The sequence below is a fragment of the Psychroflexus salinarum genome, from assembly GCF_042677225.1.
GTDB lineage: Bacteria > Bacteroidota > Bacteroidia > Flavobacteriales > Flavobacteriaceae > Psychroflexus > Psychroflexus salinarum.
In genome coordinates this window covers 204,338-229,102 of record NZ_JBHTIV010000010.1, presented here as the reverse complement: position 1 = coordinate 229,102, position 24,765 = coordinate 204,338, and the positions used below count along the sequence as shown (strand labels likewise).

Annotated in this window: 25 protein-coding genes; 8 read left to right on the top strand and 17 right to left on the bottom strand. The window is 34.1% G+C overall.

Annotated elements, in window-relative coordinates:
• Positions 1 to 96: 96 nt before the first annotated feature.
• Positions 97 to 924: a dihydropteroate synthase gene (gene folP / locus ACFQ0R_RS10330; RefSeq protein WP_379658297.1), complete on the top strand. Its 828-nt coding sequence runs from the start codon at positions 97 to 99 to the stop codon at positions 922 to 924.
• A gap of 3 nt (positions 925 to 927) precedes the next feature.
• Positions 928 to 1,707, top strand: coding sequence for a diadenylate cyclase CdaA (gene cdaA, locus ACFQ0R_RS10325; protein WP_379658296.1), 780 nt, complete (start codon positions 928 to 930; stop codon positions 1,705 to 1,707).
• Here cdaA and ACFQ0R_RS10320 read toward each other — a convergent pair.
• Together ACFQ0R_RS10320 and truA are read right to left on the bottom strand one after the other, a co-directional pair.
• Positions 1,704 to 3,473 (bottom strand): ABC transporter ATP-binding protein, encoded by a 1,770-nt coding sequence (locus ACFQ0R_RS10320; protein WP_379658295.1) that lies wholly within the window; start codon positions 3,471 to 3,473, stop codon positions 1,704 to 1,706. The genes cdaA and ACFQ0R_RS10320 overlap by 4 nt on opposite strands.
• Positions 3,474 to 3,477: 4 nt before the next feature.
• Positions 3,478 to 4,227, bottom strand: coding sequence for a tRNA pseudouridine(38-40) synthase TruA (gene truA / locus ACFQ0R_RS10315; RefSeq protein ID WP_379658294.1), 750 nt, complete (start codon positions 4,225 to 4,227; stop codon positions 3,478 to 3,480).
• A gap of 85 nt (positions 4,228 to 4,312) precedes the next feature.
• On the opposite strand from truA, the gene ACFQ0R_RS10310 reads away from it, so the two are divergent.
• The gene (locus ACFQ0R_RS10310) at positions 4,313 to 4,828 is read left to right on the top strand and encodes a metallophosphoesterase family protein (protein WP_379658293.1); all 516 of its coding nucleotides are present in this window, start codon (positions 4,313 to 4,315) and stop codon (positions 4,826 to 4,828) included.
• A gap of 306 nt (positions 4,829 to 5,134) precedes the next feature.
• Here ACFQ0R_RS10310 and ACFQ0R_RS10305 read toward each other — a convergent pair whose 3' ends face one another.
• Entirely contained in the window at positions 5,135 to 5,545 is a 411-nt protein-coding gene (locus tag ACFQ0R_RS10305) for a DUF4293 domain-containing protein (protein WP_379658292.1), read from the bottom strand.
• A 170-nt stretch (positions 5,546 to 5,715) separates the two neighbouring features.
• On the opposite strand from ACFQ0R_RS10305, the gene rho reads away from it, so the two are divergent.
• A complete protein-coding gene (rho, locus tag ACFQ0R_RS10300; RefSeq protein ID WP_379658291.1) occupies positions 5,716 to 7,551 on the top strand; it encodes a transcription termination factor Rho in 1,836 nt (611 codons plus the stop codon).
• Between the two features lie 78 nt (positions 7,552 to 7,629).
• Here rho and ACFQ0R_RS10295 read toward each other — a convergent pair whose 3' ends face one another.
• From ACFQ0R_RS10295 to nadC, 7 genes are all read right to left on the bottom strand, one after another.
• Positions 7,630 to 9,153 (bottom strand): SulP family inorganic anion transporter, encoded by a 1,524-nt coding sequence (locus ACFQ0R_RS10295; protein ID WP_379658290.1) that lies wholly within the window; start codon positions 9,151 to 9,153, stop codon positions 7,630 to 7,632.
• A 193-nt stretch (positions 9,154 to 9,346) separates the two neighbouring features.
• Entirely contained in the window at positions 9,347 to 10,303 is a 957-nt protein-coding gene (locus ACFQ0R_RS10290) for a hydrogen peroxide-inducible genes activator (RefSeq protein ID WP_379658289.1), read from the bottom strand.
• Between the two features lie 86 nt (positions 10,304 to 10,389).
• On the bottom strand, positions 10,390 to 12,852 hold the full coding sequence (gene priA, locus ACFQ0R_RS10285) for a replication restart helicase PriA (RefSeq protein ID WP_379658288.1): 2,463 nt from the start codon (positions 12,850 to 12,852) through the stop codon (positions 10,390 to 10,392).
• Between the two features lie 17 nt (positions 12,853 to 12,869).
• Positions 12,870 to 13,295, bottom strand: a complete 426-nt coding sequence (locus ACFQ0R_RS10280; protein ID WP_379658287.1) for a DUF2147 domain-containing protein — start codon at positions 13,293 to 13,295, stop codon at positions 12,870 to 12,872.
• A 4-nt stretch (positions 13,296 to 13,299) separates the two neighbouring features.
• The gene (locus ACFQ0R_RS10275; protein WP_379658286.1) at positions 13,300 to 13,860 is read right to left on the bottom strand and encodes a chalcone isomerase family protein; all 561 of its coding nucleotides are present in this window, start codon (positions 13,858 to 13,860) and stop codon (positions 13,300 to 13,302) included.
• Between the two features lie 4 nt (positions 13,861 to 13,864).
• Positions 13,865 to 14,791, bottom strand: a complete 927-nt coding sequence (locus ACFQ0R_RS10270; protein ID WP_379658285.1) for a YihY/virulence factor BrkB family protein — start codon at positions 14,789 to 14,791, stop codon at positions 13,865 to 13,867.
• 1 nt (position 14,792) lies between these two features.
• Positions 14,793 to 15,650, bottom strand: a complete 858-nt coding sequence (gene nadC / locus ACFQ0R_RS10265) for a carboxylating nicotinate-nucleotide diphosphorylase (protein WP_379658284.1) — start codon at positions 15,648 to 15,650, stop codon at positions 14,793 to 14,795.
• Between the two features lie 47 nt (positions 15,651 to 15,697).
• Here nadC and rlmH point away from each other — a divergent pair, with 47 nt between their 5' ends.
• Positions 15,698 to 16,171, top strand: a complete 474-nt coding sequence (gene rlmH, locus ACFQ0R_RS10260; RefSeq protein WP_379658283.1) for a 23S rRNA (pseudouridine(1915)-N(3))-methyltransferase RlmH — start codon at positions 15,698 to 15,700, stop codon at positions 16,169 to 16,171.
• Between the two features lie 55 nt (positions 16,172 to 16,226).
• Here the strand turns inward: rlmH and queA are convergent, their stop codons facing one another.
• From queA to ACFQ0R_RS10225, 7 genes are all read right to left on the bottom strand, one after another.
• The gene (queA, locus tag ACFQ0R_RS10255) at positions 16,227 to 17,276 is read right to left on the bottom strand and encodes a tRNA preQ1(34) S-adenosylmethionine ribosyltransferase-isomerase QueA (RefSeq protein ID WP_379658282.1); all 1,050 of its coding nucleotides are present in this window, start codon (positions 17,274 to 17,276) and stop codon (positions 16,227 to 16,229) included.
• 108 nt (positions 17,277 to 17,384) lie between these two features.
• Positions 17,385 to 18,605, bottom strand: coding sequence for a 3-phosphoshikimate 1-carboxyvinyltransferase (locus ACFQ0R_RS10250; protein ID WP_379658281.1), 1,221 nt, complete (start codon positions 18,603 to 18,605; stop codon positions 17,385 to 17,387).
• Complete coding sequence (locus tag ACFQ0R_RS10245; protein ID WP_379658280.1) at positions 18,602 to 18,859, bottom strand: hypothetical protein; 258 nt, start codon at positions 18,857 to 18,859, stop codon at positions 18,602 to 18,604. Before ACFQ0R_RS10245 ends, ACFQ0R_RS10250 begins: the two co-directional genes overlap by 4 nt.
• Positions 18,860 to 19,186, bottom strand: a complete 327-nt coding sequence (locus tag ACFQ0R_RS10240) for a nucleotide pyrophosphohydrolase (protein ID WP_379658279.1) — start codon at positions 19,184 to 19,186, stop codon at positions 18,860 to 18,862.
• Positions 19,187 to 19,201: 15 nt separating this feature from the next.
• Complete coding sequence (gene dtd / locus ACFQ0R_RS10235; RefSeq protein ID WP_379658278.1) at positions 19,202 to 19,654, bottom strand: D-aminoacyl-tRNA deacylase; 453 nt, start codon at positions 19,652 to 19,654, stop codon at positions 19,202 to 19,204.
• Between the two features lies 1 nt (position 19,655).
• Positions 19,656 to 20,612, bottom strand: coding sequence for a ribosome small subunit-dependent GTPase A (gene rsgA / locus ACFQ0R_RS10230; protein ID WP_379658277.1), 957 nt, complete (start codon positions 20,610 to 20,612; stop codon positions 19,656 to 19,658).
• Between the two features lie 31 nt (positions 20,613 to 20,643).
• Positions 20,644 to 21,723: a chorismate mutase gene (locus ACFQ0R_RS10225; RefSeq protein ID WP_379658276.1), complete on the bottom strand. Its 1,080-nt coding sequence runs from the start codon at positions 21,721 to 21,723 to the stop codon at positions 20,644 to 20,646.
• Between the two features lie 146 nt (positions 21,724 to 21,869).
• On the opposite strand from ACFQ0R_RS10225, the gene gldA reads away from it, so the two are divergent.
• The 3 genes from gldA to ACFQ0R_RS10210 are packed head-to-tail and all read left to right on the top strand — an operon-like array spanning position 21,870 to position 24,764.
• Entirely contained in the window at positions 21,870 to 22,769 is a 900-nt protein-coding gene (gldA, locus tag ACFQ0R_RS10220; protein WP_379658275.1) for a gliding motility-associated ABC transporter ATP-binding subunit GldA, read from the top strand.
• A 56-nt stretch (positions 22,770 to 22,825) separates the two neighbouring features.
• The gene (locus ACFQ0R_RS10215) at positions 22,826 to 23,761 is read left to right on the top strand and encodes a DUF368 domain-containing protein (protein WP_379658274.1); all 936 of its coding nucleotides are present in this window, start codon (positions 22,826 to 22,828) and stop codon (positions 23,759 to 23,761) included.
• Entirely contained in the window at positions 23,748 to 24,764 is a 1,017-nt protein-coding gene (locus tag ACFQ0R_RS10210) for a DUF368 domain-containing protein (protein ID WP_379658273.1), read from the top strand. The genes ACFQ0R_RS10215 and ACFQ0R_RS10210 overlap by 14 nt, the downstream gene beginning before the upstream one ends.
• Position 24,765 lies beyond the last annotated feature (1 nt).

Below are 24,765 nucleotides of genomic sequence, written 5' to 3'. Positions count from 1 at the left end.
GTTTGATGAGACAATTTAATATAAAAACTAAAATAAATCTAAAAGGAGTTGGAAAAATGAGTTTAGTAAACCTTTTAAAATTATAAATTTGTTTCCATGACAATTAACTGTAAAGGACAATTACTTGATTTATCACTACCTAAAGTAATGGGTGTTTTGAATCTGACTCCAGACTCATTTTATGATGGCGGCAAATTCAAGAATGAAAAAGAAGCGCTTCTGCAAGTTGAAAAGAACATTCAGGATGGAATGGATATTTTGGATATAGGCGCATATAGTTCTAGACCTGGTGCAGATGACATCAGTGAAAACGAAGAATTGCAGAGATTAAGTTCAGTTCTGAAACAAGTAAAAACCGAATTTCCAAATCTAATTATATCCATAGACACTTTCAGAAGTAAAGTAGCTAAAGAAAGTTTAGACCAAGGTGCTCATATTATAAATGATATATCTGCTGGTAATCTAGATAATAAAATGCTGGATTTAATTGCAGAATATCAGGTCCCTTATATCATGATGCACATGCGCGGAACACCTAAGACCATGAAGGAGCTTACAGATTATAATGACTTAGTGAAAGATGTTGTTTTTTACTTTTCTGAAAGAATAGCTGAAGCAAGAAAAAAAGGTATTAATGACTTGATAATTGATCCAGGTTTTGGTTTTGCCAAAAATATTACCCAAAACTTCAAATTGCTTAATCATCTCGAAGTCTTAAAAAATATTGATGTCCCAATACTTACGGGACTTTCCAGGAAGTCTATGATTTATAAATCCTTGCTTATAGAAGCTGACCAAGCTCTTAATGGAACTACAGCATTGAATATGGCAGCGCTTATGAATGGAAGCTCAATATTGAGAGTACATGATGTGCTCGAAGCTAAGCAATGCATTATCTTGTACCAAAAATTGAAAGAAAACTAAAGTATGATAGGTTTAGATTTTTTAGAGTTTAGATTTTTAGATATTTTAGATATCATATTAGTTTCTGTACTTCTCTATTATGTGTATAAATTGGTTAAAGGCTCTGCTGCCATCAATATCTTTACAGGAATTGTTATCATTTATCTGATTTGGAAACTCACCCAATTACTCAAGATGGAAATGCTGAGTAGTGTTTTGGGAGAATTCATAGGAGTAGGAATGTTTGCTTTGATTGTGGTATTTCAGCAAGAAATAAGAAAATTCTTACTTATGATTGGCTCAACAAACTTTAGCGGAAAGAATAATTGGTTTCAGCTAAATTTCTCTAACCGAGAAAATAAAACTCAAAACTATGTCGATATTATAGTTGAAGCCTGCAAAAAATTGGGAACTACTAAAACTGGAGCCCTTATCGTTATAAGAAGGAACACAAAACTCGATTTTGTAAAAAACACTGGAGATGATATGGATATTAAAGTCAACAGACCTATTATCGAATCTATTTTTTACAAAAACAGTACTCTTCATGACGGAGCTATAGTAATTGAGGATGGAAGAATTACAGCAACCAGAGTAATTTTACCTGTTAGTAATGATAGAGATATACCTTTGAGATTTGGACTTAGACACCGGGCCGCAGTAGGTATAAGTGAAAAAACAGATGCAGTGGCACTAGTAGTTAGTGAAGAAACTGGACAAATCTCTTACCTAAAAAATGGAGAATTTAATATTTTTGAAGATTTAGAAAAATTAATCGATCAAATCAAAGAAGATTTAAGCTAGTTAATTTTTTCTTCATATTGAAATTGAGCTTCATAAAGATTTTTATAATATCCATTCTCTTTATTAAGCAATTCTGAATGCTTCCCGGTCTCAACAATTTTTCCGAGATCCATGACTATAATTTTATCGGCATTCTTAATAGTTGCCAATCTATGAGCAATTACTATTGAAGTTCTATTTTTGGTTAACTTATCTGTAGCTTCTTGTATGAGTTGTTCACTATAACTATCAACTGATGATGTCGCTTCATCCAGAACTAATATACTGGGATTGGTAACATAAGCTCTTAAAAAAGCGATCAATTGTCGTTGACCAGAGGATAACATGACTCCTCTTTCTTTTACATTATAATGATATGAATTTGGCAAAGAGGAAATAAACTCATGAACGCCTATATCTTTTGCTGCAGAAATCACTTGCTCTTCTGTAATTTCTTCTTTATTAAGTGTAATATTATTCAAAATACTATCCGCAAATAAAAATACATCTTGAAGAACTACAGCAATTTGGCTTCTTAAAGCAGTAAGCTCATAATTTTTGAGATCCTCACCGTCAACAGTTATTTTTCCACTTTTTATTTCGTAAAAACGACTCAATAAATTAATTACTGTACTTTTCCCCGCTCCAGTCGCCCCAACTATGGCTACTGTTTCTCCAGGCTGAACTTCAAAAGATATACCCTTTAAAATTTCTTCATCGGGAATATAATTGAATCTCACATCTTCAAATGTAATATGACCTCGCATTTTTTTTGGAACAATAGTACCAGAATTTTCGATTTGAGAATCAGTATCTAAAATTTTAAAAACGCGATTGGCAGCAACCATCCCCATCTGCAACGAATTAAATTTATCTGCAATTTGCCGGAGCGGTCTAAACAACATTTGAGACAATTCTATAAACATCACGATAATACCTAAAGACAACATGTCCGACTCAACGACACGCAAACCTCCAAACCAAACAATCAAACCAATAGTGATAGATGTTGACATTTCTGCGATAGGAAAGAAAATAGCATTATACCAAACCGTTTTGATCCAGCCGTCTCTATGTTTTCTATTGATGTCTTTAAACCTATTGTATTCTTCTTTTTCTCTATTGAAAATCTGAACGATTTTCATACCAGTAAGGTGTTCTTGAACGTAAGAGTTTAAGTTTGAAACCTGCGTTCTTACTTCTTCAAAAGCGATTTTCATCTTCTTTTGAAAAACACGCGTAGCATAAATAATGAATGGTAAAACTGTCAAAACAAGCAGTGTCAACTGCCAACTTTGCCAGAACATAAATCCTAAAACCACAATCATTTTTAATAAATCACTTATTATCATAAATAAGCCCTGACTAAAAATACTTGCAATAGTTTCTATATCACTTACAGCTCTAGTCACCAATCTACCTACAGATGAATTGTCAAAATATTGCTTTTTGAAATTCATCATGTACTTGTAAAGCTTTATCCGAATATCAGTTATAACCTCCTGTCCAAGCCAGTTGGCATAAAAAATAAAACTGAATTGGAAGATCACTTCAAAAATAAGCACTACCAACATAGTGCTGACGTAAAAAATTAAGCTATCTGCGTCACTTTTGGTAATACCGTCATCGATAGTTAATCTTAATAAATAAGGTCTTAGCACGCCAAGTCCAGAAAGAGCAATAGCCGCAAAGCCTACAAAATAAAAAGTTTTTTTGTAGGGGTCTGTAAACTTTAAGAGTCTCTTAAAGAGTTTAGTATCAAAGGCGTTACCGCTATTTTTTTCCATTTATTTACTTATCAAGATACCCTGCCGGATACTCTATATTTTTCAAAACTAAAGCATGTGCTGGTACAGATTTTCCAGCCCTGGACCTGTCTTGGGCAAGAATAATTGCGTTGAATTCTTCTACAGAAATTTTATGCAGTCCTACTTCAACTAGAGTTCCAACAATAGCTCTTACCATATTTCTCAAAAAACGATTGGCTGAAATTTCAAAAAGAAGAAAATGCCCATTTTGATGCCAAATCGCTTTTTTTATTTCGCAGTCAAATGTATAAACATCAGTTTTAACTTTGGAAAAAGATTTGAAATTTTTATGATTAAATAAGAGATTTGAAGCCTGTTGCATAGCGTTTACATCCAGTTCATTTTTCACAAAATAGCTTTTCCCTAAAGAAAAAGGATCTTTATACTGAACAATAGAATAATCGTAAGACCTAGAAATTGCATCGAAACGGGCGTGAAAATCCTTGTGAACTTTTTTAAAATCATGTACGGCTATGTCAGCAGGTAGAATACTGTTCAATTTGAAGATGAGTTTCTTATAATCAACAATGTTTTGTTCACTATCAAAATGAGCTACATATCCAGACGCATGAACACCGGCATCAGTTCTTCCAGCACCTACCACATCAACAGACTCTTGTAAAGCTGTCTGAAGAGCATGATTTACCTGAGACTGTACACTTATACTATCCAGCTGTTTTTGCCAACCATGATATTGAGTTCCCAAATAGGAAAGTTGAATGAAGTACCTCACAGATAGAAAAATTTTGAGCAACAAATATAACAATAGAGAACAGACCTAAATCTAAAGCTTTATTTATATTGCTCTTAAAAAAGGAATGGCTAAATCTATTTTATTGCTAAGCGACACACATGGATATATAGACGAAAGAATACTGGATTGGACATCAAAAGCTGATGAAGTTTGGCATGCTGGAGATATCGGAGACCAAAGCGTTTCTGACGCTTTAAAAGCTACAACACCACTTAGAGCGGTTTACGGAAATATAGATGGACACGAACTGAGAAGTGAATTTCCACTGAATCAACGTTTTGTGCTGGAAGGAGTTGACATCTGGATGACTCATATTGGAGGTTATCCTAACAGATACAGCAAAGAGGTGAAAGATGAAATAAAACTAAATCCTCCAAAATTATTCATAAGCGGTCATTCTCATATTTTGAAAGTGATGAACGATAAAAAACTGGGGTTACTGCATATGAATCCGGGAGCCGTAGGCATTCATGGTTTTCATCAAAAAAGAACCATGCTGAAATTTGTGCTTGATAATGGGAAAATAAAAGATCTAGAAGTCATTGACTTTGGGAAAAGAGGAAAGTCTGTCTCTTCTTAGACAAGTTTATGTCTACTTGTAAGATTTAAAACTGAGTATATAATAGAGCAGATCAATATAAGGAGATTTATATATTAGCCATCCGATGAACACTAGGTTTTATAAATAATAGTTCTTAAAGCCATCTTCCACAAGAGATCCAAAGATTAAATTCAACTTAAAGGTTTTAAGCTTACTTTATAAATAACTATAAGCTAACGAAGATAAAATCAGAATAAGAAACTAAAAAGAAAACTATCTTGAATGCAAAAAACCCCGAGTGGCTGCTCGGGGTTTTCATGCACTAACATTACTAAGATTTCAGGTTTATCGCAATCGATCCACAGATTTTACAAGATCTTCGTCCTTCTTGATAGCCTTGTTGGCTAGAGCAATAAAAACGATAGAAATTATTGGAAGAAGCATCCCAATACCCTTCTCTGAGATATCCATCTCTCCAGGTAAACTTAGTGTCCAATATGCAAAAACACCTACTAAAACAAAGTTTAATATGATATTAATTCGTCCTAAAACGAATTGACGTTTTCTTTTTTTGAATGAAAATAGAGTTATGATCGAAATAAGAACTGATAATAAAAACAAAGATATGGCTACAGGTTGAGATAGAGCATAAATTTCCGTATTTTCTGAATTTATCCACAAAGGCAAATAAAAACTAAGTATCCCATTGAGCAAAATTGCAATAACCAAATATAAGCTTTGAATTCTTTGTATCATCTTTCAATAATTGAACAGCAAAAATAGTAGAATATTTGAGAATTAATATTTATAAATAAAATAAAGTTGTATAATTGCAATGTCTCAAGACAACTGCTTACCTAAGCAGTTACAAATCATCAACTTAAATTCGAATCTCTCTCGAAACTATTTAATTTCAAAAAATATCAATGTTAGAAATTATTGAACTAAAGTCTAGAAAACTTTCAGACTTACAAGAAATTGCTAAAGAATTGAAAGTCCCAAAATTTAGAAGTCTAAAAAAATTAGACCTCATTTACCAAATTTTGGATTACCAAGCAGCCAACCCAGAAAAGATGAAAGAGATTCTTAGTAAGGAAAAAGAAGGCAAGTCTTCTAGCTCAGAAACGAAATCTAAAGAAGCAGATTCTTCTCCAAAGAAAGAAGAAAACAAACCTTCTGAAGAAAAGAATAGTGAAACTGATAAAGACAATCAAGCTTCAAAAAAACCTAGGAAGAGAGTTCAGAAAGGAGAGCCTAAAAAAGCTCCAAAGAATCCTTTTGAAGCAAATGATAAATCAAAAGAAGAGAACAAAGATAATTCTGAAGTCAAGGGTCAATCCAAAGTAAATGCTCCAGAAAAGCCAGACTCAAAGCCTGATTCTAGCCAGAAACCAAAACCAAGCCCTAAATCTTCTCAGGAAAGTAAACCCGCACCTAAGGGGAAAGATCCAAAAGAAAAAAAGGCACCAGAACATAAAAAGCCCGAGCACAAGAATACTAATAAGGACAATTCCCAAAAGAATCAACCTTCTCAAAAATCTCAAAACCCAAAACATCAAAATCCTAAATCTAGGAGCGACAATAAGTCGAGTGATAAAAATGGGAATAGAGATAGTCGTAACAAATACAAGGATCCAGACTTTGAGTTTGATTCTATAATCGAAAGTGAAGGAGTCTTGGACTTGATGCAAGATGGTTATGGATTCTTGAGATCTTCTGACTATAATTATCTATCATCCCCTGATGATATTTATTTATCTCAGTCTCAAATCCGTCTTTTTGGTTTGAAAACTGGAGATACTGTTCTTGGAGAAGTAAGACCTCCAAAAGAAGGAGAGAAATATTTTCCACTTATTAAAATCAAAAAAATCAACGGATTAGATCCTAAGATTGTAAGAGACCGTGTTTCTTTTGAACACTTGACGCCTCTATTCCCTCAGGAAAAATTCAGATTGGCAGAAAAGCAGAGCACACTTTCTACGAGAATTATCGATTTGTTCTCCCCAATAGGTAAAGGACAAAGAGGTATGATTGTTTCTCAGCCAAAAACTGGAAAAACAATGCTACTCAAAGATATCGCTAATGCGATAGCTGCGAACCATCCGGAAGTTTATCAAATCGTTTTACTGATTGATGAACGTCCAGAAGAAGTTACCGACATGCAACGTAATGTACGTGGGGAAGTTGTAGCGTCTACCTTTGATAAAGAAGCTCACGAACATGTACGTGTTGCTAACTTAGTCATTGAAAAAGCTAAACGTCTTGTGGAGTGTGGTCATGATGTTGTTATCTTACTTGATTCTATTACGCGTCTTGCTAGAGCTTACAATACCGTACAACCCTCTAGTGGTAAAGTATTGAGTGGTGGTGTAGATGCAAACGCACTTCATAAACCAAAGCGTTTCTTTGGTGCAGCACGTAATATTGAAAACGGAGGTTCTCTGTCTATAATCGCTACAGCACTTACAGATACAGGTTCTAAAATGGATGAAGTCATCTTTGAGGAATTTAAAGGAACTGGTAATATGGAGCTACAGCTCGATAGAAAAATTGCTAACCGAAGAATTTTCCCTGCTATTGACCTTACTTCATCCAGTACACGTCGAGATGATCTTTTACTAGGTGATGATCAAATTCAGAAGATGTGGATCATGAGAAAATATTTGGCAGATATGAATCCTATTGAAGCTATAGAATTCCTAAACCAGAGAATAAAAGACACCAAATCTAATGAAGAGTTTTTAATGTCGATGAACGGCTAAGATTCTTCTTTTAATAACTAAAAAATCCCCGATTGAAATTTCAATCGGGGATTTTTTAGTTATTAAATATAGCAAAGATTATTCTGTAGCCACATCATATTCTGAATTTTCAATAATGTTAACGTCAATAATTTTTTCAGCTTTTACAAGTAAAGCCTTTGAATCTGTAGAAAGGTTTTGAAGATGAACCTTTTTACCTGCTTTATGGTAACGCTCTGTAATTTTATTCAAAGCTTCAATCGCAGACATATCTACTACTCTACTCTCTTTAAAATCTATAATAATATCTTCAGGATCATTTAAAACATCAAACTTTTCTGCAAAGACAGTTGTAGAACCAAAAAATAACGGGCCGTAGATCTCATAATGTTTTATACCTTCTTCATCGATGCGTTTTCTTGCCCTAATTCTTTTTGCATTATCCCAGGAAAAAACTAATGCTGCTATAATAACTCCTACCAACACAGCTAAAGCTAAATTATGAAGAACAACGGTAACAAGCATAACTAAAACCATTACTAAAATATCAGATTTTGGCATACGTCTCAATGTCTTCAAACTCGCCCACTCAAAGGTTCCAATGGCAACCATAATCATAAGACCTGTAAGAGCAGCCATAGGAAGTTGTTCTATAATTCCAGCACCAAACATAATGAAAGCCAGCAATGCGACAGCTGCTATTATTCCGGAAAGTCTGGCTCTGGCACCATTGGAAATGTTAATCAAACTCTGACCAAGCATGGCACACCCTCCCATTCCTGAGAAAAATCCAGATAAAACATTTGCGCTTCCCTGTGCTATGGCTTCACGGTTTCCGTTCCCACGTGTTTCTGTAATTTCGTCTACAATATTTAGTGTCAATAAACTTTCAATAAGTCCTACTCCTGCAATGATTGCTGAATAGGGTAAAATCAACATTAAAGTCTCTAGTGTAAAAGGGATTTCTGGAATATGAAAGGGAGGAAACCCACCACTTATGGAAGCCAAATCTCCCACTGTGTTGGTAGATATTCCACCGAAATATACAATCCCAAAAACCACAAGAATAGCTACTAATGAGGCCGGAACTGCTCGAGTCAATTTAGGTAACAGCCAAATGATAAGCATGGTTAAAATGACCAATGCAAGAATAATAAATAAGTTACTTCCTGTGAGCCAGGCTCCGGAAGCATCCTTAAATTGATCTAACTGGGACATAAATATAATAATGGCCAGTCCATTAACAAATCCAAATATCACGGGATGTGGTACCAATCGCATCAATTTACCGAGTTTCAAAGTACCAGCAAGCGCCTGAATAATACCTGCCAAAACAACTGCTGCAAAAACATATTCAACACCGTGACTATTAGCAAGAGAAATTATGACTACGGCAATAGCGCCTGTTGCCCCTGAAATCATTCCGGGACGACCACCAAAAATAGAAGTTACCAATGCCATGACAAAAGAAGCATACAAACCGGTAAGTGGTGACAAGCCAGCGATTAAAGAAAAGGCGACGGATTCTGGAATAAGCGCTAAAGCTACAGTTAGACCCGACATGATTTCAATCTTGTAATCTACTTTTTGTCTAAAATCGAATAAATTAAATAACTTTTTCATCTGTCTGTTTAAGGTTTAATAATCTCTGTTTTGAATTACAGTAAGAAAAGACGAATATTAAATTCTGCTATAAACTAACGGTAATTGACATTTGTAAAAAGTCTGCAAATTTATGGCTTAAAATAAAATAAACAGAAGCTGAATCAACTTTTTTAAATTGATTAAGATAGACACGCAATCAATTCATTATCAGTTAACTATTTTTTTTATTTTGATTTATCGGGCTAATAATTTCAATATCCTGAAATTGGATGGCGGCTTTAACGATTGAGTTGATTGACTCGTGTAAAGCTTTTATGATATGGGATTTCAATTCATTTTTATGATGAACCAAACTTATTTCCCTTGAAGGATAAGGTTTTTTGAAAAACTTAATATTTCCTTGCTTGCCTTGCTTTAGGTCTAAAGTATGTAAGTAAGGAAGCAAAGTCATACCAAGACCTTCATCAGATAATTTTATAAGTGTTTCAAAACTTCCACTCTCAAGATAAAACCGTCTTTGATCAGGTAAATTTTGAACGCTTTTACAGAGATTAAGAATATTATCTTTAAAGCAATGTCCATCTTCTAGTAACAAGACTTCATCTACATCAAGATCCTCTGCGACAATATCTTTAGAATTAAATAATCTATGTTGCTCTGGTATATAGGCCATAAATGGCTCATAATACAACGGCTTTTCTTTGATTTTTTCATCTCCGAGTGGAGTCGCTGCAATGCCAGCATCCAAATGTCCGTCAATTAATTTTTCAATAATTACTTCAGTATGAAGCTCTTCAATTTTCAAATTGATTTTAGGATACTTATTTACAAAATTCTTCAAAAACATAGGCAGTAAAGTAGGCATTACTGTAGGTATGATTCCTAGCTTGAACTCACCACCTACAAAGCCTTTTTGTTGATCGACAATGTCTTGTATTCTTACACTTTCATTAACTATATTTTTTGCCTGCTCAATTATTTTCTCACCTACTGGAGTTAACTTGATAGGTTTTTTGGTTCTATCAAAAATTTTCACATTGAGTTCTTCTTCAAGTTTTTGAACTTGCATACTCAACGTAGGTTGGGTAACAAATACTTTTTCTGAAGCTTTAGTAAAATTCTTATACTCTGCTACTGCAAGCACATAGGTAAGTTGAGTAATAGTCATTGCTGAATAATTTTTTATAAAAATACAATAGTATTACAGATTCATATAACTCTATAAGCTGTAATTATGATTTAATGATGAAAATCTTAGTAAGGATCTACATTCACTACTACTTTTATGGCACGAAATTGAGCGATAGACTTAAACTTATCGACACCAGCTTTCACGTAAGCTTTAGTTTTTGCTAAAGACTGTTCCTGGGGAATTTTAATCAATATATTCTTATGATATTGATTTCTAATCCTGGATATAGCAGGAAATTCTGGTCCAAGTACATTAGTTGTGAAAATTTGTCTGTAATACAGTGCAAGCCAATCTGAAGCTTCATTCATTTTGTTCAAATCTCGAGATTTGAAAGTGATCTTGATCATTCTAAATAAAGGCGGATATTTAAAATGTCTCCTTTCATCTAACTGTTCCTTAAACATTTCATCATAACTATTGGTGGTTACTTGTTGTAATATTCTGTGATAAGGATTGTAAGTTTGAATAAGAACTTGACCTTGCTCATCAGTTCGCCCTGCCCTACCCGCAACCTGTACCAATAGTTGAAAACTTCTCTCATGAGCTCTGAAGTCAGGAAAATTTAATAAACTATCTGCATTCATTACACCCACAAGTTTCACATGCCTAAAATCAAGACCTTTAGTCAACATTTGTGTTCCTACTAAAATGTCGATTTCTCTGTTTTCAAAAGCTGAAATAATTTTTTCGTAAGCATATTTACCACGAGTGGTATCGAGATCCATACGCTTGATAACCTTATCTTCAAACATAGCAAGCAGTTCTGTCTCTATTTGCTCAGTACCAAAACCTTTGGTAGTGACATCTGTTGAACCACAGGCCATACATTTGGTTTGCATCGCTATATGATAACCACAATAGTGACACCTTAATGTGTTGTTATGCTTATGATAAGTAAGACTCACATCACAATTAGGGCATTGCGGAGCATGGCCGCAAGTGTTACATTCCAAAATTGGTGAAAACCCTCTTCTGTTTTGAAAAAGAATAACCTGTTGACCTTCTTTTAGAGTTTCTTTGATAGCATTTAGAAGTGTCTCAGAAAAATGACCAGTCATCTTCTGCTTTCTCTGCTGATCTTTCAAGTCAACAAGTTCAATTTTAGGAGGAACCACATTTCCAAAACGCCTTGTCAATTCTGTAAAGGCGTACTTCTCTTGTTTTACATTATAAAAACTCTCAACACTTGGAGTTGCTGTTCCTAAAAGTGTTTTAGCTTTAAAAAAAGAAGCCAAAACAATAGCTGCATCTCGTGCATGATATCGAGGAGCAGGGTCAAACTGTTTGAAACTGCTTTCATGAGACTCATCGACTACGATGAGACCTAAATCTTGAAATGGTAAAAAAATAGAGGATCTGGCACCAATCACTATTTTACCTTTAATCCCATCGAGGACGTGTCTGTAAACCTCAACTCTTTCATTGACAGAGTATTTACTGTGATAAACTAAAACTTGGTCGCCAAAATAATCTTGTAAACGCTGAATGAGTTGAGTAGTTAACGCAATTTCTGGCAATAAGTATAGTACCTGTTTTTCTTCTAGTATTACTTTTTCAATCAGTTTAATATAAACCTCAGTTTTACCAGAAGAGGTAACCCCTTTGAGCAAACACACTGGATGTATGTTGAAGCCATTTTCAATGTCATCTAAGGCTTTAGACTGATATTCATTGAGAATAATTTTTTTTGAAGATGAATCTCCATCATATTGTATCCTATCTTTCTTGATAAAATACTCTTCAAAAATTGACTTCTCAACAAGAGACTTAATTACCGATTCAGAGACCCCGGCCTCCTCTTTTAGCATCTTTACAGATATAGGTTTCTGTGTTTGAGCTTTTAGACTAAACAATTTCAGAAGAGCTTGCTTTTGTTTTTTAGCTCTTTCTAAACTATCTAACAGACCTGGTAATTCTATCTCTGAAGAATAGTGGTCTGAAAGTTTAATATATTTCTGAAGCTTGGGCTTGTATTGTTTATTTAATTCTTGATTAATTAAAATTAATCCTTTTTCTGCCATTGCATTGATGACAGGAAAAATAGTTTTTTTATCAAGGATTAATGTAATCTCACTAATTTTTAATAAGCTTTGCTTTTGAAGTGCTTGTAGTATTAAATATTCGCTATCGTTAAGGCTTTCATCCTCATCAATCGTATTAATATCATAGTCAGGATGGGGCTCAATGACAGTTTCACTTTCAATCAAAAGCGCACTTGGTAAGGCTGATTTCAGAATTTCACCCTCCGTGCATAAGTAATAATCTGCAATCCACTTCCAAAGTTTAAGTTGATATGAAGTAACTGTTGGTGTTTCATCAAGAAGTTCTTCAACCGGCTTTGCCTCATAACGAATTGGCGGAGTATTGTGAATTTTGGCAACAATACCAGTATATACCTTACGCTTACCAAAAGGCACAGCTACCCTCATCCCTATTTGCAAAAGCTCATGCTCCTTATTTGTGACAGAATATGTAAACCTTTGCTCTAAAGGTAAGGGAACAATTACATCGATAAAAAAAGGCATAAAACAACTGTTATCCGTTAGTTTTCAAATCTTTCCCACTCCTGGGTTCTATAGAATATAGAGAGATAACCTCTTACCATCAACGTATTTGGTTTATTGTCTTTAAGCCAAATTTTAGCATCGTAAACCTTTCCATTTTCAGGATCAGTAATAGTTCCATCCTCATATTTGTCTCCATTTTTAGAAAGATTTTTCAAAATCACCATACCCTCGACCTTCTGATTTTTTAATTCTCCTTTACATTCTGTACATCGAAGGTTTCTTTTGTCTTCTCTAAAAATTCTATTTATTTTTCCATAAACCTCTCCCTCTTTTTTATAGATTTCTACAATAGATTTTGCAATACCCGAATCATCGTCTATTGTTTTCCATTCTCCGAAAACTTCTTGAGAAAAAATAAGGTTTCCATACAGGAAACCCATAAGCAATATTAAAAATTTCATACGTCTATAATCCTAACATTCCTTTCATAAGATTTTTATCGGCAGGCTTATCACAAAACCAGATTCCAAAAAGAGCTTTTTTGAAATCTAAACCTTTAATAGTACCGAGTTCTTTATCGTTTTTAAAAACAACAACACCTTCTGAAGGAGTGTATGTGATATCAAACACATCGTCTTTGGTAATTTCATCAGAAAAGAATGAAATGAATTTGTCTATTTTGGCTCTATAAGGTTTGGTGTTGCCTTTAGTTGAATTTTCAAAACCGTCTTCAACAGCAGAACTCATTTTACTGCTTGAAATTAATCCAGATACAATGTGAAGTTTTATCACCATTGGAGCATCTGCATTCATAACTTTTTGAGAATCCTTCATTTTTTTATCTGTGTACAAACCGCCAGCGTACATATCCATCCAAAATTTTTCTCTCACTCCTGCACCATTTAAGCTCAATTCTGTTTGGCCAACTTGAAAAGTGTTAGGGAGTTCAACTCCAGCAATTTCAGTTTGTGCAAATGTAGTAGTAGCCATTATTAGGGCTGCTATCATAAAAAAGGTTGTTTTCATAGTTTTAATATTTTGATTTTCGTTTAAGGTTATAAAGTGATCCATTAAGCTCAAACCCCAGTAAAAGTATATTTGAATTTAACCAAATATATAACATGAGAATTAACAAGGCCCCAATTGAGCCATATAGTTTATTGTATGCACTGAAATTTTCAACGTAAATGGAAAACAAATATGTGGTTAAAATAATTAAAATTGTTGTAAAAAAAGTACCTAAAGAAAAAAAGCGTGTTTTCCTACCTTCTTTTGTTCCGAAATAATATAAAGTAGAAATTCCTAAAATTAAGACCAAAACCAAAATCGCAAAGCGTCCGTATTTAGCAAGTAGCAGCGAATCTCCAACTACACCAATACTTTGGAACTGATCTATGACAAATGTTAAATAAACAGTAGCAATTACAGCTATCAACAGAAGTATTGCGACAATTAAGGCTACACCAACTGCAACCATGTACTGTTTAATTATTGTTCTATTGATTCTTGTGTGATATGAAAATTCAAAGCCTGTAAAGATAGCATTCACTCCATTGGACATCAAAAAAATTGATAGTAAAAAAACAAATGAAAGCAGGCCAGCCCTGGGATTGTTAGCTATATCATAAAATATGTCCTGAAACAAGCCAGCGGTTTGTGGTGGTAGCAATTCTTCCAAGTAATTTAGTAATTCTTGTTGAAAATTATCTATAAACCATACAAAAGGGATTAAATTTAATATAAAAAGTAAAAAGGGAAAAATAGCCATGAAAAAACTAAAAGCTATAGAACCTGCACGAGTTGAAAAGGTTCCCTTCAAAATCCCAATAACATAGAGACTGAAGAGATCGTAAAGCGTAAATCCATCAAAACCAGGTAATTTTGTCTGGTTCATCCAATAGGCAATGCTACAAATTACTGGAATTTTCTTAAGAGAATCGCTAATTTCAGTTGCCATATTATACAGCTTTTAGGCTAAGGTCTAAATTATAAACCGAATGTATAAGCGCTCCACTGGAAATATAGTCTACTCCACATTCAGCATAAGATTTTGCATTTTCAAGAGTAATTCCTCCACTAGACTCTGTAAAACATTTTCCATTGATAAGTTTTACAGCGTCTTTAGTATCCTGAAAACTGAAGTTATCTAAAAGGATTCTATAAACTCCCTCATTATGTAAAATCTCTTCTACTTCTGAAAGTGATCTTGCTTCTACAATAATTCTAAGGTCCAATTTATTTTTTGCCAGATATTTTACAGTTTTCTGAATTGCTTTTGATATTCCTCCCGCAAAATCTATATGATTGTCTTTTAACATAACCATATCATAGAGTGCAAATCGATGATTTTCACCACCTCCAATTTTTACTGCTTGTTTTTCTAAAGCTCTAAAGCCAGGAGTTGTTTTACGCGTATCTAGAATTTGAGTATTATAACCTTTCAACAATGTTGAAAACTGATTAGTCTTAGTAGCTATTGCACTCATACGTTGCATCGCATTGAGAACCAAACGCTCTGCCTTAAGTATAGATTGACTTTGACCAGAAACATAAAACGCAATATCTCCATAAGTCATAGAATCTCCATCTTTCATTAAGCTTTCGATTTCTAGAGAAGAATCTACAAATTTTAAAACCTTTTTCGCAAAATCTACTCCGGCAAGAATTCCATCTTCCTTCACAAGCAACATGGCTTTCCCCTTTGCATCTTCTGGAATACATGCCAAACTAGAATGATCTCCATCACCAACATCTTCTCTTATTGCGTTTTCAATAATGATTTGGATTTCTTCATCCAATTTCTTTTCACTAATCATCTAGATATCTATTTTTGTCTCAAACAAAGTTAAACTTTTTTATACGGATGACCATCTCATTAGTGCTTGTAGGCAAAACTGATAATCACCATTTGGAAGCGTTAATCGACGATTACAAAAAGCGCTTATCACATTTTGTAAATTTTGAAATTATCATTATTCCTGACCTTAAGAAAAGGAAAAATATGGAAATCGAGCTTCAAAAAGAAAAAGAAGGAGAGCTTATTTTGAAAAAAATATCAACATCAGATTTTGTTGTCCTGATGGATGAAAATGGCGGGGAGTATTCCTCAACAAAATTGGCTGGCTGGCTTCAAAAACGCATGAATACAGGGCTGAAAAATTTGGTTTTTGTAGTTGGTGGACCATATGGATTTTCTCAAGAAGTTTATGCCAGAGGCAATCAAAAATTATCCTTGTCTAAAATGACTTTTTCTCATCAAATGATTCGATTGTTTTTTACCGAGCAATTGTACAGAGCCTTTACCATTTTAGGTAATCTGCCCTATCATCACGAATAAAAAAAGCTGACTTGTAAAAACAAGTCAGCTTCTTATTCACTTTAAAACTATCTTATTATAAAATAAGCATTGCATCTCCGTAAGAGTAGAATTTATAATTTTCTTTAATTGCTTCTTTATAAGCTTTTTCCATCAGGTCATGACCAGCAAAGGCAGAAATCATCATCAACAAAGTAGATTTTGGCATGTGGAAGTTTGTAATCATACAATTGGCAATACTAAAATCGTGTGGTGGGAAAATAAATTTATTAGTCCACCCATTATATTCATTCAGTCTGTGGTTTGAGCTTACAGCACTTTCCAAAGTTCTCATCACTGTAGTTCCAACAGCACAAATTTTTCTTTTTTCGGATTTAGCATTATTTATAATGCTTGTCGCATTGCTATCAATCATTATTTCCTCACTATCCATTTTGTGCTTAGACAAATCTTCAACCTCTACAGGGTTGAAAGTTCCCAAACCAATATGCAAGGTCACTTCTGCAAAGTCAATTCCTTTAATTTCTAAACGCTTTAACAGGTGTTTAGAAAAATGAAGGCCAGCAGTTGGCGCTGCAACAGCTCCCTCATTTTTTGCATAGATCGTCTGGTAACGCTCAGCATCTTCTGGTACTACATCACGCTTTATGTACTTAGGAAGTGGCGTTTGACCAAGTTCTGTCAATTTATTTCTAAAATCTTGATAAGACCCATCATAAAGAAAACGTAAAGTCCTACCCCTGTTAGTCGTGTTGTCAATAACTTCAGCTACAAGGCTTTCGTCTTCACCAAAATACAATTTGTTACCAATTCTTATCTTTCTTGCAGGATCAACTAGCACGTCCCAGAGTCTTGTTTCTGGATTGAGTTCTCTAAGAAGAAAAACTTCAATCTTTGCACCAGTTTTTTCTTTATTACCGTATAATCTCGCTGGGAAAACTTTGGTATTATTGAATACCATGACGTCTTTTTCGTCAAAGTAGTTGATCACATCTTTAAACATCTTGTGCTCAATAGAACCATCTTTACGATTTACTACCATTAGCTTAGCTTCATCTCTGTGCTCCGACGGAAATTCTGCCAAAAGGTCTTCAGGTAAAGTAAATTCGAATTGTGAAAGTTTCATTCCCATAGTCTAGTATTTTTTTAAAAGAGTGCAAATATACGACCGCGAGATAGGCGTTGTCAAGTAATTTATAGTTTATTTACCTTTATAGCCTGCAAACGAGCGTTTTTACTGTAAACCGATCACTTTCATTTTTTCCCAAAAGTCTGGAAAAGATTTCGAAACCACTTCGGGATTCAAGATTTCCAAATCCTTTTTTATAGCTAAAGGTGCAAAAGCCATAGCCATCCTATGGTCCTGATAGGTTTCTATCTTTACTTCTGAATTTAATCCCGAACCAGGTTTTAAGTGAAGAGATTCCTCGGTTATAATTACCTCAGCACCAAATTTTTCAATTTCATTTTTAAGAGCCACTAACCTATCTGTTTCTTTCACCTTTAATGTGTGGAGACCTGTCAAAAGACATTCAACTCCAAGCCCTAGACAGGTTACGGCTATAGTTTGAGCAAGGTCTGGCGTATCATTGAGATGTAATTCTATTTTCTTTGGAAGTTCAAAATTATCAACTTTTGAAAGTTGAATCGATTCTTTATCAAATATAGTCTCGATACCAAAATGTCTATAAAATTCAGCAACTTGAGAATCTCCCTGAAGACTATCCTTATAAAAGGTAGATATTTCCATAGTTCCAGCATCCATCAACACTAAGCAACTATAAAAATAAGACACCGAACTCCAGTCGGATTCTACTGAAATTTGAGTGGGTTGAATCTCAGTTTTAGAATAAACTTTAATCGAGTTACTGTCAAAATCAACCCTAACTCCAACAGATTCAAGAGCGTGAGCTGTCATCTTGAGGTAGGGTTTTGAGGTAACTTTAGATTCTAAGGTGATTTTTAAACCATTTTTTAATGATGGAGCGATGAGCATCAAAGCTGTAATATACTGACTACTTACATCTGCCGAGATAGATATCTCTTCCTTCTGAAGTGATTTTCCGGAAATTTTCAATGGTGGATAACCTTCATTTTTGACGTATTCTATGGATGAACCGAGAGACCTAAGCGCTTCTACAAGAATGCCTATTGGCCGTTCCTGCATGCGCTGACTACCAGTAAGCACCAAGTTTGCGTCAGCATTAGTAGACAAATATGCCGTCAAAAATCGCATGGCGGTTCCTGCATGATGAATGTCTATTTCTTTTGTTTCCTTAAGTGGTTTTGATAATGCTTTTTGAAGCACTTGGGTATCATCACTATTGGATAATCCTTTCAATTCTAAATTTGCAAATAATGCTTTTAGAATCAGATATCTGTTGGAAATACTTTTGGAACCCGTAATATCAAATTGGAAATGATTTGTTTTTACTGGTTTATAGCTCAGTTTCATTTAGAATCGTTTTTTTTTATATTACCTCTAAATTTCAGAAAAGTAACAACAAAACCATAAACAAATCCACTCATTATATTAGCTACAAAAAATCTCAACAAATTATCTTTTGCAAATCTATTTTCTGCATATAACGTCCAGTCAAAATCATAAGCAAACCATACATCGATAATGTTATATATGAATATAAAACCAACTGCTAAAATTATTACAGATCTCCAAAAGCCTTTGGTAGAAATTACTCTTTGAAACATTTACTTAAGTTTTGGATTATTTTTATGTCGATCATGGTCCCGTTTAGATTTTAAATCAAGTTTTTTATCAAAAGCAGATTGCAAGTCGATTCCTGTTTGATTTGCCAAACATAAAACAACAAAGACTACATCTGCAAGTTCTTCCCCAAGATCCTTGGACTTATCGCTTTCTTTTTCACTTTGCTCACCGTATCGCCTTGCAATAATTCTGGCTACCTCACCTACTTCTTCTGTTAGTTGTGCCATGTTGGTTAACTCGTCAAAATATCGAACTCCATGTTCTTTTATCCATTCATCAACAGCAAGTTGAGCATCTTCTATATTCATAATTGTAGTTTTAAATCAATCCTTTTCTTTTGAGTCCAAAATAAAAGTCAGAGGACCATCGTTAATAGAACTTACTTGCATATTTGAGCCAAATCTTCCTGTTTGAATATTACCATGGTAATCTTCATTCATTGAATCAATGAAAGATTGATATAGTTCTTTAGCTAAATCTGGCTTTGCTGCTTTTGTAAAACTTGGTCTGTTCCCTTTTTTGGTAGAAGCATAGAGTGTAAATTGACTTACTATCAAAATCTCACCTTCCACATCCTTTATGTTTAGGTTCATCTTTTCATCTTCATCAGAAAAAATTCTAAGATTAGAAACCTTTTTCACCAACCAGTCTATGTCTTTTTGCTGGTCTTCTCCTTCAACACCTAAATAAATGAGAAAGCCTTGATTTATGCTTCCAGCTATTTGGTTATCTATCTCTACAGAAGCTTCTTTTACTCTTTGTAGTATTATTCTCATATTATCTCAAATCTTGATATGGATCTTTTCTAAAGTTCTCATCCTCCTCACCTTCCATAATTTGCAAGTAACTCTTGTATCTAGAGTATGCTATTTTATCTTCTGCTAAAGCATCCTTTACGGCACAATGAGGCTCATCTACATGTATACAGTTATTGAATTTACAATTATTTTTTAGTCTGAAAAATTCCGGAAAATAGTTATCAAGATTATATTTGTCTATATCTACAACACCAAAACCTCTAATTCCAGGAGTATCTATAATTTGACCTCCAAAATGTAACTCATGCATTTCTGCAAATGTTGTAGTGTGCTGTCCTTGTCTATGTTGTTCAGAAATTTCTGAAGTTTTAATATTAAGAGTGGGTTCAATTGAATTCACTAAAGTAGATTTTCCAACACCACTATGCCCTGCAAAAACGCTCACTTTATCTTTCATTAAGGCCTTAACCTTATCGATATTTTCACCAGTTTCTGCAGATATGCCAATACACATATATCCTATATCTCTGTAAAGTTCTGCAAGGAATTTCATCTCAGCAAATTCTTCAAGACTATAGGCATCTACCTTGTTTATCAAAATAACAGTAGGAATATGATACGCTTCTGCTGTAACCAAAAATCTATCTATAAAAGTTGTACTAGTGGGTGGATTGTTATGCGTAATGAGTAAAAAGGCTAAATCAATATTAGCTGCGATAATATGAGTTTGTTTTGAAAGATTCACAGACTTTCTTATGATATAATTCCTCCTATCGTAAATCTCTTTTATGATACCAACGGTATCATCTCCTTTCTTTTCAGTATCAATTTCTACGTGATCTCCGACAGCAACAGGATTAGTACTTTTAATACCTTTCATCCTAAATTTCCCTTTTATCCTAGAATTATAAATCATCCCGTCTTCAGCTTTGACGTGGTACCAACTTCCTGTAGATTTATAAACCACAGCTTTCATACTAATGAATTTAAATGAGCTTCAGTTATCATTATTGGCTAATAATTTTGTGCTGGTGCGCAATGGATTCTTCATGGATTGCTTTTGTAAGTCGCTCTACAAAATCTTTGGATAATTGATTTTTTTCTCCGTCTTCTGTCAACCTGTTTAAAACTTTACTCCAGCGTTCAGGCTGAAGAATTGCTACATTATTTTCTTTTTTCAGCTCACCAATCTCGTCAGCAACAATCATTCGTTTGCCAAGAAAATCAATAATTTGATTATCAATTACATCAATTTTTGATCTAAGAACATTAAGCTTTTTATTGAATTCTTCTGCTCCCTCCTTTTTCCTTATACGAAGATCTATTGTCATTTGCTTCAAGAAATCTGGTGTGATTTGTTGAGCTGCATCGCTCCATGCTTTATCTGGCGTGTGGTGAGTTTCTACGATCATACCATCGTAATTGAGATCTAAAGCAGTCTGACAAATATCGAAAACCAAATCCCTTTTCCCGGCAATATGAGAAGGATCTACCAGTATCGGCAAATCTGGAAATTGATTTTGCAAATCAATAGCTATTTGCCACTCAGGATTGTTTCTGTATTTTATTTTTTCATAGGTAGAAAACCCTCTATGAATGACCCCTAGGTTTTTAATATTGGCATTATAAAGTCTCTCGACTCCTCCAAGCCATAAAGCTAAATCGGGATTGACTGGATTTTTCACCAATACAATTTTATCTGTTCCCTGAAGAGCATCTGCAATTTCTTGAACGATAAAGGGACTTACCGTACTTCTGGCACCAATCCAAAGCACATCTACATCGGCTTTAAGTGCCAGATCAACGTGTGTTTTATTGGCAACTTCAGTAGCAATCATAAGCCCAGTTTCTTCTTTTGCTTTTTTTAGCCACTCAAGACCAATAGCGCCAACGCCTTCAAAATTACCCGGGCGTGTTCTAGGTTTCCATATACCTGCACGCATCACAGTAGCGTCGGAATCTTTGAGTTGATGAGCAATATTAAGAACTTGTTCTTCTGTTTCTGCACTACAAGGCCCTGCAATTACTAACGGATGATCCAAATTCATCTCCGTTAACCAATTTCTTAGATTTTTATCATTTTTCATATCCACAAAATTAACTTTTAATGTCAGATAACAAAGGCATTTTAATTGCTTTTAAGTTTCGAAAAGTTCTTAAAATACTTGCAATACTAAATCTATTCTGAAATTGTAAAGAGATATAATTTGTATTTTTGAACAAAAGTTTTAAAATGTCAATTGAAGTTAGGTCTATTTCAAAATCTTACAAGAATCAGACTGTCTTAAAAAATATCAATTTTAAGATCTCTAAAGGAGAAGTTGTTGGCCTACTTGGACCTAATGGTGCTGGGAAATCTACACTTATGAAAATCTTAACTGGCTTTATCAGTCCAAGTTCTGGTGAAGCCAGCATCAATAATTTAAAATTGACAGAAGCAAAAACTGAAATTCAAAAACAGATTGGATACTTGCCAGAGCATAACCCCATCTATTTGGAGATGTATATCAAAGAGTATCTTAATTTTCACGCAAAGATTTTTAAAACTCCAAAGGAAAGGATTGATCAAGTTATAGAACAAACAAAATTGACAAAAGAAATTGGAAAGCGGATTTACCAGTTGTCCAAAGGTTACAGGCAACGTGTTGGCCTTGCGGCTGCCTTATTACATGATCCAGATATTCTCATTCTTGATGAGCCCACAACAGGCCTAGATCCAAATCAACTTATTGAGATAAGAGACTTAATAAAATCCATTAGTAAGAACAAAACAATTCTTTTATCCACCCATATTATGCAAGAAGTTGAAGCAATTTGTGATAGAGTCATTATCATCAATAAAGGTGAGATAGTTTCAGACAAAAAACTTGAAGACCTCAACGATTCTTCACAGCAAGTTATTGAAGTAGAGTTCAATTACAGAATCGAAGAAGTTGCATTAAAAGAAATTGGAAAAGTGATTAATGTTCTAAATACCACAAGGTTTAAATATGAGATTACTTTTAATACTTCGATAGACAAACGTCCTGATGTTTTTGATTTTGCTCACGATAAAGGGTTAAAAATCATAGAGCTTCACAAAAAAAATAAGAACCTCGAGAGTTTATTTATCGATTTAACAAAGGACTCTTAAGTTGAAAAAAACATTATAAACCCTTTGAAACCACTCTTGAAAACTTCAAATTTTATATGAAAAGAAATTTAAAATCATACATTACTATTAGCTTAAAAGGTATTGGCATGGGAGCCGCTGATGTCGTACCAGGTGTTTCTGGAGGAACCATAGCTTTTATAACAGGTATTTATGAAGAACTGGTGACTACCATAGCCAATGTAGACTTGAATTTACTAAAAACTTGGAAAAAAGAAGGTTTTGGAGACATGTGGAAGCAATTGAATGGGAATTTTATTTTGGCCTTGCTCATTGGTATTGCTATAAGTGTTTTCACTTTGATGAGACTTACTAATTTCCTGCTTGAAGCTTATCCAGTCATTGTCTGGTCTTTTTTCTTTGGGCTAGTTTTAGCGAGCGTTTGGTATGTTGGTAAACAAATTGATCGCTGGACTGTAAAGCTGATCGTCTTTGCGCTTATAGGTTTTTTCGTCGCTTTTGGGATTACTTTAATGACACCTGCTCAAGGTATAGACCATCCACTATACTTTATTTTATGTGGAGCTGTTGCTATATGTGCTATGATTTTACCCGGTATCTCTGGAGCATTTATTCTTGTATTAATGGGAGGTTACAAATCCATTACTGAAGCTGTTTCGGAATTTAATTTTCAAGTGATTGGACTTGTAGGACTGGGCGCTATAATCGGCATATTAAGCTTTTCTAAGATTCTTAAATGGCTTTTCAATCACTTTAGATTGATTACACTGGCTATTCTTACAGGCTTCATTGCAGGTTCTTTAAACAAAATTTGGCCTTGGAAAAATGTTTTAGATTCGGAAATCATAAAAAATAAAGTCATCATCTTAGATGAGACTTCAGTCTTACCTCAAAATTTTAATGGCGATCCACAACTATTGTTTGCTATCGTAGCAGCTATTTTAGGATTTTTACTTATCCTATTATTAGAGAAAGTAGCAGACCAACACCCTCTTTCAAATGCAAAGCACTAGAACATTTAGTGATAAAGTTTTTCTTTTTCTTAAAGGACTCGCGATGGGAGCTGCAAATAAAGTTCCTGGAGTCTCTGGAGGGGTAGTTGCTTTTGTAGCTGGTTTTTATGAGGAGTTTATTTATTCACTTCAAAAATTTAATCTAAAGTCTTTAAAGCTACTTCTTAATGCAAGGTTTGTAAGCTTTTTTCAATACATCAATGCAAAATTTCTTTTCATTCTCATCTTAGGAATGATATTCAGTTATTTTAGTGTTTCCAAGTTACTGGACTACTTTATAAAGCACTACGAATTATATGTTTGGTCTACTTTTTTCGGAATGATTGTAGGTTCGATTTATTATATTGGAAAAGATTTCAGAATAAGATCACTTAGAACTATTGTTTTTATTGTTTTGGGAATTTTGGCTGGTCTTAGCATCAGTTTTTTAAAGCCTGCTACAGAAAATGATCACTTACTCTTTGTTTTTTTCTGCGGCATCATAAGCGTTTCTGGGATGACGCTTCCAGGATTGTCCGGCTCTTTCATTCTTATTTTACTTGGCAATTACGTTTTATTGTTGGTAGACTCTGTAAATGCACTCTATGATACTATTGCAGATTTAGTGAAATTTGATTTTTCTTTTACTGAAAACACTAAAAGAATGAGATTACTTCAAGTATTGAGTTCTTTTACAGCGGGGTCTTTATTTGGTTTGATAACTCTATCTCACTTACTCAATTTTGTGCTTAAAAATTATAGAAAAATTACTTTTTCAATCATCATCGGTTTTATAACTGGAAGTTTAGGCGTAGTTTGGCCCTGGAAAGAAAAGATTTTCAAAACAAATGAAGCTGGAGATATTATAAAAGACACCAGTGGAGACCCTGTTTTGGATAATTACTCTAGATTCTGGCCAGATTTAGCAGAAACAAGTACATGGATTGCCTTCACTTTTATTATACTAGGAATTTTAATAGTTTTGAGTCTTGCTTGGTACGACAGGCAAAGTAAATCTAGATAAC